12 protein-coding genes are annotated in these 13,155 nt (G+C 43.1%); 1 reads left to right on the plus strand and 11 read right to left on the minus strand.

The genetic code is table 11. From position 1 onward, the window contains the following. Window positions 1-192 precede the first annotated feature (192 nt). The 7 genes from ABID27_RS09745 to purD form a co-directional block, all read right to left on the minus strand. Window positions 193-1,092 (minus strand): helix-turn-helix domain-containing protein, encoded by a 900-nt coding sequence (locus ABID27_RS09745; RefSeq protein WP_354281817.1) that lies wholly within the window; start codon window positions 1,090-1,092, stop codon window positions 193-195. A 164-nt stretch (window positions 1,093-1,256) separates the two neighbouring features. Continuing rightward, on the minus strand, window positions 1,257-2,552 hold the full coding sequence (gene purB / locus ABID27_RS09750) for an adenylosuccinate lyase (protein ID WP_354281819.1): 1,296 nt from the start codon (window positions 2,550-2,552) through the stop codon (window positions 1,257-1,259). Between the two features lie 9 nt (window positions 2,553-2,561). Next, complete coding sequence (locus ABID27_RS09755) at window positions 2,562-3,608, minus strand: hypothetical protein (RefSeq protein WP_354281821.1); 1,047 nt, start codon at window positions 3,606-3,608, stop codon at window positions 2,562-2,564. Next, the gene (locus tag ABID27_RS09760; RefSeq protein WP_354281823.1) at window positions 3,595-4,095 is read right to left on the minus strand and encodes a hypothetical protein; all 501 of its coding nucleotides are present in this window, start codon (window positions 4,093-4,095) and stop codon (window positions 3,595-3,597) included. Before ABID27_RS09760 ends, ABID27_RS09755 begins: the two co-directional genes overlap by 14 nt. 10 nt (window positions 4,096-4,105) lie before the next feature. Then, window positions 4,106-5,197 carry a 5-(carboxyamino)imidazole ribonucleotide synthase gene (purK, locus tag ABID27_RS09765; RefSeq protein ID WP_354281825.1) on the minus strand — a complete coding sequence of 364 codons (1,092 nt, stop codon included), beginning with the start codon at window positions 5,195-5,197 and terminating at the stop codon, window positions 4,106-4,108. Then, complete coding sequence (purE, locus tag ABID27_RS09770; RefSeq protein ID WP_354281827.1) at window positions 5,184-5,672, minus strand: 5-(carboxyamino)imidazole ribonucleotide mutase; 489 nt, start codon at window positions 5,670-5,672, stop codon at window positions 5,184-5,186. Before purE ends, purK begins: the two co-directional genes overlap by 14 nt. A gap of 208 nt (window positions 5,673-5,880) precedes the next feature. After that, the gene (purD, locus tag ABID27_RS09775; protein ID WP_354281828.1) at window positions 5,881-7,143 is read right to left on the minus strand and encodes a phosphoribosylamine--glycine ligase; all 1,263 of its coding nucleotides are present in this window, start codon (window positions 7,141-7,143) and stop codon (window positions 5,881-5,883) included. Window positions 7,144-7,317: 174 nt separating this feature from the next. Here purD and ABID27_RS09780 point away from each other — a divergent pair, with 174 nt between their 5' ends. Then, window positions 7,318-8,958 (plus strand): GBS Bsp-like repeat-containing protein, encoded by a 1,641-nt coding sequence (locus tag ABID27_RS09780; protein ID WP_354281830.1) that lies wholly within the window; start codon window positions 7,318-7,320, stop codon window positions 8,956-8,958. Between the two features lie 267 nt (window positions 8,959-9,225). Here ABID27_RS09780 and purH read toward each other — a convergent pair whose 3' ends face one another. Genes purH through purM form a run of 4 tightly spaced genes read right to left on the minus strand, consistent with a single transcriptional unit; the run spans window position 9,226 to window position 13,142 of the window. After that, the gene (gene purH / locus ABID27_RS09785) at window positions 9,226-10,773 is read right to left on the minus strand and encodes a bifunctional phosphoribosylaminoimidazolecarboxamide formyltransferase/IMP cyclohydrolase (RefSeq protein ID WP_354281832.1); all 1,548 of its coding nucleotides are present in this window, start codon (window positions 10,771-10,773) and stop codon (window positions 9,226-9,228) included. Then, entirely contained in the window at window positions 10,770-11,540 is a 771-nt protein-coding gene (locus tag ABID27_RS09790; protein WP_253366317.1) for a GNAT family N-acetyltransferase, read from the minus strand. Before ABID27_RS09790 ends, purH begins: the two co-directional genes overlap by 4 nt. Before the next feature lie 19 nt (window positions 11,541-11,559). After that, window positions 11,560-12,117: a phosphoribosylglycinamide formyltransferase gene (purN, locus tag ABID27_RS09795; protein ID WP_354281834.1), complete on the minus strand. Its 558-nt coding sequence runs from the start codon at window positions 12,115-12,117 to the stop codon at window positions 11,560-11,562. Then, entirely contained in the window at window positions 12,117-13,142 is a 1,026-nt protein-coding gene (gene purM / locus ABID27_RS09800; RefSeq protein ID WP_354281836.1) for a phosphoribosylformylglycinamidine cyclo-ligase, read from the minus strand. Before purM ends, purN begins: the two co-directional genes overlap by 1 nt. Between the last annotated feature and the right edge of the window lie 13 nt (window positions 13,143-13,155).

A 13,155-nucleotide genomic window follows, 5' to 3' on the forward strand; every position in this document is an offset into this window, starting at 1 on the left:
CGTTTCGCCCTCCAGATCAATATTTCCACCATTCCCAGTCTGATAAAGTTTCTACTGTGTTTACTACAAATGGTAATGCAAGAAAGAATAAGTATTTCAACTTAAAAAGTTTGTTCATATTAGTTATCTCCTAAATATTTTTTACATTGTTTATTTTAAGAGATTCTAATCTATTTTAACATGTCACATATGTCATGTTCCCTGCGTATCTTTTTTCCATTCCTGCATTAACTGTTTCTCTAAGTAACTATCTCCAGTCATTTGCGCAAATGCAATAGCCTTCAAATAACATTCCTCTGCATTTTTCTTATCATTTAAAAGATAGAGTTTGTATTTCCATTGCAATAGCTGTTGTACCGGAAGACGCTTGAAATCATGAACTTTCTCTATTGTATCTGAAATGACTTGCAAAACTTCTTCCACTTTCGAAATATTTTTTTCTTTAAAATAAATAGAAAACAAATCCATACAAATAGAATTGATGATAAACAATTCTTCTGTATCGTACCTATGGTAGTGTTTCATCAGCAAAGAAAATATTTTATGAATGAATAGTTCGTCATAATACTCAGAAGACGCATTAGCACACAACAAATAGAGCTTGATTAAAATCAAATCATTCATCTGATAGCTATGTTTAAGCTTCAGCTGCTCTAAAGATTCTTCAAGTAAACCTGCCCCAAAGTCAACTTTTCGTGTACTAAAAGTATCCAAAATTGTTCTCAAACTATCAACTGTTAGCTTTTCATCTTCTGGTAAGCGGTCATAGTAATCACTATAAATTTCATCAAACTGCTCTTCTCGTTCTTGAATTTTTTCATCATCTGTATAAACTGGAGTGCGTAATATCTGATATTTTAACTCTTTATATTTCTTAGGAAGTTCTAAGGACGTTTCGTCAATAAAAAAACTGACAGACTCTCCAAATTGTTGTGCAATATATCGCATTCTCTCCAGAGTGGGTATACACTCACCCGCCTCGATCCTAGCAAATTGTCTCACAGAAAGGACTGACTGATCTCCACAAAAGCCTTCTCGCGTTATGCCTTTTTCTTCTCTCAACCGACGAATTTTTACTCCTAACTCTTTCATATCCTTCTCTCCTAGTGCTTATTCGTGTATTATATCACAAATATATGTTTTTTATTATATTTTATTTGTTTTTATAATTTAAAATTCGGATTTCACCCAAAAGTTGCTCTGTTTTCGTGGTGTTGATTATAAAAAAAGATTGAAGAATAATTCTTCAATCTTTTTTAATCCAAACCCAATCGAGCAAAAATGTCATCTACACGTTTTGTATAGTAGATTGGGTTGAAGAGCTCGTCTATTTCCTCTTGTGTGAGGCGGGATGTGACTTCTTCGTCAGCTTCGAGGAGCGGTTTAAAGTCTACTTGGTTATCCCATGAGTAGGCTGTTTTTGGTTGAACCAAGTCGTAGGCTTGTTCGCGGGTCATACCTTTTTCAATCAAGGTAAGCATCACGCGTTGGCTGTAGATAAGTCCAAAGGTTGAATTCATGTTTCGGAGCATATTGTCAGGGAAGACCGTCAAATTCTTGACAATATTACCAAAGCGGTTGAGCATGTAGTTGATGAGGATAGTCGTGTCAGGCATGATGATGCGCTCAGCTGATGAGTGCGAAATATCGCGTTCGTGCCAAAGGGCTACGTTTTCATAAGCCGTCACCATGTGACCACGGATAACACGCGCTAGCCCAGTCATGTTTTCAGAACCGATTGGGTTGCGTTTGTGAGGCATAGCAGAGCTACCCTTTTGACCTTTGGCGAAGAATTCTTCAACTTCGCGCTGTTCTGATTTTTGTAGACCACGGATTTCGGTTGCCATGCGTTCAATAGATGTTGCGATGCTAGCAAGCACTGCAAAGTATTCGGCATGCAAGTCACGTGGCAAGACTTGAGTTGAAATTTCTTGTGGGCGGATGCCTAATTTGCCACAAACATATTCTTCCACAAATGGTGAGATGTTGGCAAAGTTACCAACGGCACCAGAGATTTTCCCTGCTTCCACACCAGCGGCAGCATGTTCAAAACGCTCAATGTTGCGCTTCATTTCGCTGTACCAAGTGGCAAGTTTAAGACCAAAAGTTGTTGGCTCAGCATGAACACCGTGGGTACGACCCATCATGATAGTCATCTTGTGCTCACGAGCTTTATCAGCCACGATATTAGTGAAGTTTTCAAGGTCACGACGGATAATGTCGTTGGCCTGCTTGTAGAGATAACCGTAGGCAGTGTCCACCACGTCAGTAGAGGTCAAGCCATAGTGAACCCACTTGCGCTCTTCGCCAAGGGTCTCAGAAACCGCACGGGTAAAAGCCACCACATCGTGACGGGTTTCTTGCTCAATATCAAGAATGCGGTCAATATCAAAGTCCGCATTGGCACGAATCTTCGCCACATCCTCCTTAGGAATTTCACCCAACTCAGCCCAAGCCTCGTCAGCCAAAATCTCCACTTCCAACCAAGCACGGTACTTGTTTTCTTCACTCCAAATGTTCGCCATCTCAGGGCGTGTGTAACGTTCTAGCATGTTTTCTCCTTATATTACTTCAGTATCAAATTCATTAAGAACCTGTTTACCTTTTCTTTTGACAGAATCTATCAGTCCTGGCTGCACATGATCTGGTTGATTAATTGCAATCCCCGCTTGTTGCCCCTTATTTTCTAAATTCCTAATTTCTTGCTCCAAAGACGCTATTTCTTGATCAAGTTCACCATTTTTATTTTGTTGTTGCATGAGGACTAACTTTTCTCGTAAAATAAGTACTATACTGGGCAGAACAAGTATAGACATTGTCAATATCATTTCAAGTGGACTATTTTGTTTTATTGAATTCGTTTCTAAAAAGCGACTATTTGAATAAGTAAACTTAGATTGTACAAAAAAGTCACTCCCTAACAATTTTATTTTATCATCAGCTACTTTAATACCAATTATCGGACGCTCAAATCTGTTGAATATATAATGAAACTCCTCAGATTTATGCTTTACTTGTTCCTCTAATGATTGTTGTAGCTTCTGCATAGAATTTTTAAATACATTCCGTATCTCTTGAACACATTTTTTCTTGTTGTCACCATTAGCAACATTGTTATTTTGAATAGACTCCTCAAAAAAATCAACCAAATTAAATTCTCTAATATTTCCAGCCATTGATTCTTCATACAATCTCAATAAATCTTCTTTTTTATTTCCAATATTTAATTTATGCTTATTTACAATTGAAAAATACTGTCGATACGCTTCAAAAAACTCATGTAAAATCAAAATTTGTTTGTTTAAGCTTAGAGAAACTGGAGAACCTAAATGATAGTATTTAACAATATCACTGGATTTTGTTAGATCTAAAATAGGTTCCTCATATCTTTTATATTGGCTATTAATGTTTATTGATGAATTAAAAATAATAACATCTTTTTCTTCAACACCTTGATTAATATATTGAGAAAGATCATTCAATAATATGGTTTTATAATAAAATTCACTAAAGTTATCAGACAATCTTGAAATTTGCCAATTTGTATAAAGTGTTTGATTATCTTTTTGAGCTGATAATCTTAGCTTTAACTTGTTACTCACTTCCATTATTCCTTCTCTTATACTCCAAATTTTCTTTCAAAAGTTTTACAACTTTTTGTTTTTCTTGCTCTATCTCATTTTCTTTTGAAACCTGTAACTGGTAGTTTATATACGCAATATTCAATAGTAAAAGTGAGACTGATATCGCTGAAAAACCTCCTCTTTTTGAAATTGATTGAATAAACAAAAATATAGAATTATTATAAAGACTAAGCAGGAAAATAATCAAGCTAGCCATCACGCCAATCGTTATTGTAAATAATTTTTTCCTCTTACCCTCTACTCTGAAAAATTCAAATAGCGGGTCGCAAAGAGCAGATATCAAAGTTGCAATTGTCGCATATAAAAAAATCGGATAAGTAGAATTCAAATCAAGCCTATTACTAAAGAAAGTGGATCCTCCTAATATAGAGAGTATCAAAGCAATGGTAATTATTATAAGGCTAAATAAATCATTCTTAATTATCAACCGTTTGAAATACTCCCTTTTCATCAAATTCTCCTTACATAGTTATTAAACCACTAACAAACTCCTCCACACTCTCCGCATCTCCAAACAAGGTCACATGCCCCATCTTGCGGTTGTGCTTCGCTTCTAGTTTACCATAAAGGTGGAGGTGGGCGCTAGGATTTTCATGACAAAAGGCTTGCGCGGCTTCCATGTGTTGGCCGAGGACATTAAGCATGATGGCTGGTGCATGGAGGTGGATTAGTGGCAAGGGTTGTCCGAGAACACCTAGGATATGAGTATCAAACTGTGAAAAGTCGCAGGCTTCAATGGAATAATGTCCTGAGTTGTGGGGACGAGGTGCGATTTCATTAACCAAAATCTGGTCACCCGCCACAAACATTTCAACGCAGAGGGTTCCTGATAGGTCCAACCGCTTGGCAATTTGCACTGCCATAGCTTGGGCTTTTTCTGCCAGTTCTTCAGAAATGCGGGCTGGGACGATGGTTTTTGATAGGATGTTGTTGCGATGGATGTTTTCTTGGACTGGGAAGACCGTCACGTCCTTGCCATTGCCTGACACGATGACCGAGATTTCAAGGTCGAAGGTCACAAATTCTTCCAAGACACACTCGGCATGATTTGCCAATTCCATCGCGTCAGCCAGAGTTTCTTGAGAGTTGATAACCACTTGCCCATGTCCATCGTAGCCACCTGTTGCGGTTTTGAGGACATAGTTTTTAGACAGGTCTAGTTTTTCTAGGTCTAGACTTGATATGATAACCTTGTAGGGTGCCACAGTGACGCCAGCCTTATTTGACAGGAAGTCTTTTTCAAAAATACGGTTTTGGGAGATGCGCAGGAGGTCCGTTCCCTGTGGCAATTGTCCTGGCTTGGTGACCTTGTCCAAGGTGTCTGCGTCCACGTTTTCAAACTCATAGGTAAGCACGTCACAGCGCGCAGCTAATTGCGCCAAAGCCTCAACGTCGTCGTAGTCAGCCACAATCATGTCCGACACGCGCGATGCTGGGCAGTCAGCCGTCGGATCCAGGGTCACCACCTTGTGGCCCATGTAAATAGCCGAGATTGCCATCATCTGGCCCAATTGCCCGCCTCCGATAATGCCGATGGTTTTAGATGAGTTCATCCGTTGAAGCCTCCGCGATTTTTCCTTGCTCCTCTGCAAAATGGGCTAGCGCCTCCGCCAAGTTTTGGTCCTCGATAGCGAGAATTCGGAGGGCTGTGAGGGCAGCGTTTGTAGCTCCCGCTTCACCAATGGCCATGGTCGCCACAGGCACCCCACCCGGCATCTGAACAATAGAATAGAGGGAATCAACACCGCTGAGGGCGCGCGATTTGACAGGAACACCGATAACAGGAAGGGTTGTTTTGGCAGCGACCATACCTGGTAAGTGGGCAGCGCCGCCCGCACCTGCGATGATGATTTTGATGCCACGACCGCGGGCTTCTTCAGCATGTTTGAACATGAGGTCAGGGGTGCGGTGGGCAGAGACGACTTTTTTTTCGTATGGAACTTGGAAATAATCCAAGACTTCAGCAGTTTTTTGCATGGTGGCCCAATCGGATTTTGAGCCCATGATGATGGAAATGACTGGTTGCATATGAATATCCTTTTCTTTTTGATAATGGTCTTATGTGGTGAGGTAGGAAGCAAACCTGCGGTTTCATTCCTAAACCTTGAGCCTAAGGTCTCAAGGTTTCCCTCGATCGTAACTTTCAGTTACGGTCTTTTCACCACGGCGACCATTATCGGGGGTGGCTCGCTTCGCTCGCAATAGCTGAGCTGCTAAGTTATTAGGTAAATTTTTATTATTTCACTGCCTTGCTTCCGATGTCTGTCCGGTAGAAGAGACCTTCTGTGTTTTGGGTTTTAAGTTGGTTGTAAATGAGGTCTTGCACAGCTTGGACGGTGTCTGCTGTTGTGACTAACATGTAAACGCGACCGCCGTTTGATAGCAGTGCTCTACCATTTTTCGAAAACTTAGCGCCTGCGTAATAGGTGACGATGTCGCCAGTAGTCTTCTCTGGGAGCTCCATGCCTTTGTCGTAGGCGAGCGGGTAGCCGTTTGAGGCAACGACCACACCGAGAGTTACGCCACTGTCCGTCCAAGTGATGTTTGTCTCCTTGCCATCGAGGATATCGCTGATGTTTTGAGCGAAATTTGACGTCAGGCGAGGGAGGATAATCTGAGTTTCTGGGTCGCCAAAGCGGGCGTTGAACTCGATGACCTTTGGTCCGTCCGCTGTCAAGATGAGACCACAGTAAAGGATGCCGAGATAAGGACGCCCCTCAGCAATCATGCCCTTAAGGACTGGTTTAACGATGGTTTCAACGGCTGTATTCACCACTGACTGAGGCAGGTGGGGAACTGGTGCATAGGCACCCATACCACCTGTGTTTGGACCCTTGTCGCCGTCAAAGGCACGTTTGTGATCCTGAGCTGTCGGCATGATGTAAAACTGGTCGCCGTTGACGAAGGCAAAGAGGGAGAACTCTTCCCCATCCAAAAATTCTTCGATGACCACACGCGCACCAGAATCCCCGAACTTATTGTCCAGCAGCATGTCCTGAGCTGCTTCTACCGCCTGCTCGACCGTCTCTGCCACGACCACGCCCTTACCTAGCGCCAGCCCATCCGCCTTGACCACGATAGGCGCACCCTCCGCCTCGATGTAGGCCTTAGCTTTTTCGAAGTCGGAAAATGTGCCATAGGCTGCTGTCGGAACGCCGTATTTGACCATGATTTCCTTGGCAAAATCTTTTGACCATTCTAGCTCCGCTGCCAAACGAGTCGGACCAAAAGCCTTGAGCCCAGCCTGATTGAAATCATCAACGATACCAGCCGCTAGCGCATCATCCGGACCTATAAAGGTCCAATCGATATCATTTGCTTTAGCAAAATTAATCAACTTAGAATGTTCAGAAATAGCGATATCCACCAAATCCAAGCCATCCAAGGTCATACCATCATTCCCAGGTGCCACAAAGACCTGTTCAACACCATCAGACTCCAATAACTTCTTAGCAATCGCATGCTCACGACCACCTGAACCAACAACCAAGAGCTTCATAACTTCCCCTTTAAGACGAATTTTATAAAAATATTATACCACATTTGTTCGTTTTATAAATAATTCACCTGTATTTCTTTACTAACGTTCGGAATTATCAGCTTACATTTTCAATAAAATAAAATCCCTGCACTTTCACCAGCGAATGCGAATAGTTAAGGCAGGAGGAATTTTATGAAAAAATATTCTAAATTTTTGTTGTTATCAGCTGCCGTCTTAGCTACTGCGAGTTTTCCAATTGACAGTCGGGCTGAAGAAATCAGCCCTCGATCAGATAGTAAAAATTTAGCTCAACCCATTCCAACAGACCCAACTACTCTCACTCAACCAATCAAAATTGAACAAAAAGACCAGAACGTCACAATCTCTTACCGTCGTTCTCCACAACAAGAAGGCTATAAAATCCAATACGCTGTCTGGTCCAATGAAAACGGGCAAGACGACATTAAGTGGTATCTCGCCGACAAAGAGCAGACTGAGTTTTCTCTTGCCAACCATACTGGCTACGGAAACTATACGGTGCATGCCTATATCGTTATCCAGGATCGATTGGTCTTTTTAGATGCAGGAGCCTTTACCCGCTCCAAATCACCCGTCAGTCTGACTTCGACCATTTCCGAAGTCGGTGCGATTGACATTACTGTCCAAAATCTGCCAGAAACCACCACTGAAGTCAAGATTCCAACTTGGTCCAGTCAAAATGGGCAGGATGACATTGTTTGGTACAGCGCTACTAAAAATGACGATGGTAGCTATCGTTTGCGCATCCCTCTCAATGCACATAACTTTAATTTGGGCAATTACGAAAGCCACGTTTATATCAAAGAAAATGGGCAAGACACTCAAAAATATGTAGTAAAAGCTACAACTCTTGTCGAAAATGGACATGTCCCGCTACAGCCAAAACCGACCATCACCTACGGAAATGTCAATCAGACAACAGGAACCTATCAGGTACTCACCCAAGAAACATTGCAGTCAAAGAAGATAAAATCCGTTGATGTCGCGACTTGGTCTATGGATAAGCAGGCCAATATCAAATGGCGGAAAGCCAATCTCATCAATGGTAACTATCAAGTAGCGGTAGATTTTCAAGAACACCAAAATCACACCGGAATCTACCAAAATCATGTCTACGTGACCTATACAGACGGGACACGCACAGGTTATGCTCAACCTACAGTGGACTTGACCGCCGCAAAATTACCCCTAGCCTTCAGCTCTCAATTTATCGCCGCAAGCACCATGCAACTCACCGCTAAAAATATCTATGGATCAGGCGATGTGCAATTCGCTATTTGGTCAGATGAAAATGGACAAGATGACTTGAAATGGTACAAGACAACCCTTTCAGCAGATAAAACCTACAGTCTGAAACTCCCCTTGACCAATCACAAAGGAATCGGAAAATACAACGTGCATATCTACCAAAACGGAAAAGGGTTAAAAGCAACCACCATGGATATCACTGCTACTCAGAAAGAAAGCACACCAAATACCTATCCCGTTGGCCAATGCACCTGGGGAGTCAAAGAAGTCGCCCCTTGGGTTGGAAACTGGTGGGGAAATGCCAACACCTGGGCTGAGTCTGCTAAAAAAGCTGGATTCACAATCGGAAATGTTCCAAAAGTTGGATCCATCGCTGTCTGGACAAGTGGGGCATTTGGCCATGTCGCTTTCGTAACCGAGGTTCGCAGCTCTAGCCAAATTCGCGTACAAGAATCAAATTATGCAGGCAAGATGTATCTTGGAGACTTCCGCGGCTGGTTCAATCCCATTTCCGACGGTGTCGCAGCCTACATTTACCCAAACTAAACTCAAAGGCACATCTTGTGCCTTTTTTGCAAAAGAAAAAACCGACCAAAGTCGAGTTATTTCTAGTTACAGATATGGATACTGGATTTGCCAGTAAAAATTTTTACGATATCCGTTGTTGCTTTAGCAACTTACGAATATCTATGCAAAGATGTCCCAAGAGTCAGGTTCGCAGAACCGTAACAATTGGATGACAACTACTGCTAGGATTGACTATAGTATAGTCCTGCTAGCTTAAGTTTTCCTAAAAGATTTCTTACACAAATCTTAATGTCTAAAATGACGAACACCTGTGAAAATCATGGTCATGCCGTGCTTATTGGCCGCATCAATCGACTCTTGGTCTCTGACGGAACCACCTGGCTGAATAATGGCCTTGATACCTGCGGCAGCAATTTCTTCAATATTGTCCGCAAATGGGAAGAAGGCATCGGAAGCAAGAACAGCGCCGTAAAGGCGGTCTTTGGCTGCTTCGATAGCGATTTTGACTGCTCCAACACGGTTAGTTTGACCTGAACCGACACCTAGTGTCATGCGGTCATTGGCTACCAAAATACCGTTTGATTTGACGTACTTGATGGCCTTCCAAGCGAATGCCATAGCAATCGCTTCTTGCTCGGTTGGTTGGCGGTCTGTCACCACTTGCCAGTCAGCTGGGCTTTCCTTGACCACGTCTTGATTTTGCACCAAAAGTCCACCAACCACACCTGTGTACTCAGCTTCGACTTCGCTGGCGTCTTGGGCGTCAAATGGCAACTCTAAGATACGAAGATTTTTCTTTTTATTGGTTAAAATGGCTAGCGCTTCTTCAGAGTAAGATGGTGCTATGATGATTTCAAGGAAAATTGGGTGCATTTTCTCAGCTGTCGCCGCATCAACCTCTCTGTTCAAGACGACGATTCCTCCGAAAATAGAAACCGGATCAGCAGCGTAAGCATTGTCCCAAGCTGTCTCAATATCGTCTGCCTGCCCGATACCACAAGGGTTCATGTGTTTGAGGGCAACAACTGTTGGACGGTCCTTGAAGTCACGAATGATACGAATAGCCGCATCAGCATCGCGGATATTGTTGAAGGACAATTCTTTTCCGTTGAGCTGTTTGGCTGAAGCGATTGAATAGTCTGTCGGAATAGCTTTTTGGTAGAAATCAGCATCCTGTTGTGGGTTTTCTCCGTAGCGCATTGGCTGTTTGAGGTCGTAGGTGAGCGTTAATTTTTCAGGCTTAGCCTCTCCCACTTGTGCTGTGAAATACTCAGCAATCAAGGCATCGTAGGCTGCTGTGTGGCGGAAAACCTTGGCTGCCAAACGTTGGCGAGTGGCATAGGTTGTCTCACCAGCGTCAGCCAATTCATCCAAGACCACGACATAGTCCGCAGGGTCCACCACAACGGTAACGCTAGCGTGATTCTTTGCTGCTGAACGAAGCATTGATGGTCCACCAATATCAATATTTTCAACCGCATCCGCGTAAGTCACATCGAGTTTGAGGATAGTTTCCTTGAATGGGTAAAGGTTAACCACCACAAGGTCAATCATCTCGATGTTATTTTCCTTAGCAGCTTCTTGGTGGCTATCAAGGTCACGACGTGCCAAAAGACCACCGTGAATCTTAGGATGAAGGGTCTTAACGCGGCCATCCATCATCTCAGGAAAGCCAGTTACATCGTCAATGGCGCTGGTCTCAAGACCAGCTTCGTCAAGAGCCTTCTTAGTCCCACCTGTTGAGATAATGTCCCAACCTAATTTTTTCAGTTGACTAGCAAAATCAATAATGCCAGCTTTATCAGAAACACTGATTAGTGCACGTTTTGTCATTTTTTCTCCTTTTTCCAATCAATTTCATAAGCTCTGTATTCATGAGAAAATTCATAACCGAGTTGTAGAGCTAAATGAAGCGAAACCTTTGTATGTGCATCCCAACTTGGATAAAGACCGCGCGCCAAGCATTCTAAAATCAACTTCGCCCCAGCAATCTTGGCCAATCCTTTTCTGCGATAATCAGGATGTGTGTCAATTTCAATCTCGATACCATCTTGATAGGTCGAATAAGAGGATGCTCCTGCTACCATTTGGCCTTTATGTAATATAACAACGCCTACACCAAACTGTTGATAATGCAAAAAATTATCATAGTTAGCCACTAAATCCTGAGACCATGTTTCCTCAAGACAAGCATCATAAATTTGCTGGTCGATGCATCTCAGCTCAAGTTCTTTCGGTAAGCCCAAAACAATGTCTTTCAACATTTTGTCATCAAAATCCGTATTTTTCTTGGTAGCGTAGCGTGTAAAAGCATGTGCTTTTTCTTTATATGTCGCTTCTATCAAATTTGCCCATGCTTGATTTTGCGGGACTAAAATAATATCTTGCCCCCGACACAATTCAAGCAAGTCTGTATTTGGTCGTCCTGCTAAAAAACCAAACGCAACCTCTTTTCCAAGTTTTGCAAGAGCAGATTGGGGTTGACTATCACCATCTACCCAAACCTCTCCCATAACACCTTGCAAACAAGACAAAATGATTGTCTCTTCCCAATTTCCAAAAATAAGCTCTGCTAATTTCAAATCTTTTAATCGTTTCATAGTTTCATTGTAGCAAAGTTTAACCTTTTTTTACCACTCCCAAACTCTCCAAAACCTCCGGATACAACTGATACTCTGCCTCATGAATCCTTGCTTCAAAAATCTCAATGGTATCGTCAGCTGAGCGCGGCACGCGCACTTGTTTGATAATTTTACCTGTGTCAACACCGCTATCCACCCAGTGAACGGTCACGCCTGATTCAGCCACACCTGCATTCCAAGCGTCCTCGATACCGTGTGCACCTGGAAATTCTGGCAAATAGGCTGGGTGGATGTTGATGATACGACCTTCGTAGGCAGAAAGCAGCGTTGACCCGACAATCTTCATGTAACCAGCCAGCACCACCAAGTCGATTTCATGTTCAGCCAGCAACTCAACAATAGCTTCTTCATAATCTGCCTTGCTATCGAATTCCTTGAGTTCAAAGGCATAGCTAGGCACACCTAATTGCTCAGCACGCTCTAGGACATAGGCGTTTCGATGGTCTGAAAAGACAAACTCTACCGGAAATTGCTCGGCAATGACTTGAAAATTGGAGCCATTCCCCGAGGCAAATACTGCAATCTTTTTGGCCATTACTTAATCACCACGCTAGCGCCAACTTTTTCCACAATACGACCAAGCTCATAAGCAGGCTCATCAAGAAGCTCTTTGACACGCGCAACATTTTCAGGGCTAACAGCCAGCATGATGCCGACACCCATGTTGAAAATCTCGAACATCTCTTCGTGCTTAATCTCACCGTATGTTTCAAGGGCTTTGAAAATCGGTAAAACTGGCACCTTGTCTTCCTCAATCTCAGCAGCCAAATCATCAGCAAACATACGAGGCACATTTTCGATGAAACCACCACCTGTGATGTGGGCAATCCCGTTGACCAAACCTCCCTTAATCAATGGAAGCAAGGCTTTCACATAAATACGGGTTGGCTCAAGAAGAACATCCTTGAGTTTCTTACCTTCCAATTCAGGAAGGACTTCCTCACCTGTGTAATCCGCAAAGACACGGCGGACAAGCGAATAACCGTTTGAATGAATTCCTGACGAAGCAAGACCGAGCAGAACATCACCAGACTTGACTTTTGAACCGTCAATAATCTGTGATTTTTCAGCTACGCCGACCGCAAAACCAGCCAAATCGTAATCGTCTTCGCCATACATACCAGGCATTTCAGCCGTTTCGCCACCAATAAGAGCGGCGCCAGCTTGAACACAACCTTCAGCCACACCGGCTACCACTTGCTCCAGTTTAGCAGGAATATTTTTCCCAGTCGCTACGTAGTCTAAGAAATAGAGCGGCTCTGCACCTGCTGCAATGATGTCATTAACACACATGGCTACACAGTCCCGACCAATCGTGTCATGCTTGTCATACTTGATAGCCAACATGAGTTTGGTGCCCACACCATCAGTTCCAGAGATGAGAATCGGCTCTTTGACGCCGGTCGCTGTCAGATCAAACATCCCTCCAAAACCACCGAGAGCTCCCATGACACCCGCACGCTCGGTCCGCGCCACGTGTTTTTTGATGCGCTCAACCACTTCGTAACCCGCTTCAACGTCAACACCTGACTGAGCGTATGCATTTTTCTTTTTAGACATTTTTATTCCTTTC

The sequence above is a fragment of the Streptococcus gallinaceus genome (genome assembly GCF_040545695.1).
GTDB lineage: Bacteria > Bacillota > Bacilli > Lactobacillales > Streptococcaceae > Streptococcus > Streptococcus gallinaceus.

Coding starts and splice junctions, on each gene's coding strand:
- ABID27_RS09745 (WP_354281817.1), bottom strand. CDS start 1,092: ATGAAAGAGTTAGGAGTAAAAATTCGTCGGTTGAGAGAAGAAAAAGGC.
- purB (WP_354281819.1), bottom strand. CDS start 2,552: ATGCTAGAACGTTACACACGCCCTGAGATGGCGAACATTTGGAGTGAA.
- ABID27_RS09755 (WP_354281821.1), bottom strand. CDS start 3,608: ATGGAAGTGAGTAACAAGTTAAAGCTAAGATTATCAGCTCAAAAAGAT.
- ABID27_RS09760 (WP_354281823.1), bottom strand. CDS start 4,095: ATGAAAAGGGAGTATTTCAAACGGTTGATAATTAAGAATGATTTATTT.
- purK (WP_354281825.1), bottom strand. CDS start 5,197: ATGAACTCATCTAAAACCATCGGCATTATCGGAGGCGGGCAATTGGGC.
- purE (WP_354281827.1), bottom strand. CDS start 5,672: ATGCAACCAGTCATTTCCATCATCATGGGCTCAAAATCCGATTGGGCC.
- purD (WP_354281828.1), bottom strand. CDS start 7,143: ATGAAGCTCTTGGTTGTTGGTTCAGGTGGTCGTGAGCATGCGATTGCT.
- ABID27_RS09780 (WP_354281830.1), top strand. CDS start 7,318: ATGAAAAAATATTCTAAATTTTTGTTGTTATCAGCTGCCGTCTTAGCT.
- purH (WP_354281832.1), bottom strand. CDS start 10,773: ATGACAAAACGTGCACTAATCAGTGTTTCTGATAAAGCTGGCATTATT.
- ABID27_RS09790 (WP_253366317.1), bottom strand. CDS start 11,540: ATGAAACGATTAAAAGATTTGAAATTAGCAGAGCTTATTTTTGGAAAT.
- purN (WP_354281834.1), bottom strand. CDS start 12,117: ATGGCCAAAAAGATTGCAGTATTTGCCTCGGGGAATGGCTCCAATTTT.
- purM (WP_354281836.1), bottom strand. CDS start 13,142: ATGTCTAAAAAGAAAAATGCATACGCTCAGTCAGGTGTTGACGTTGAA.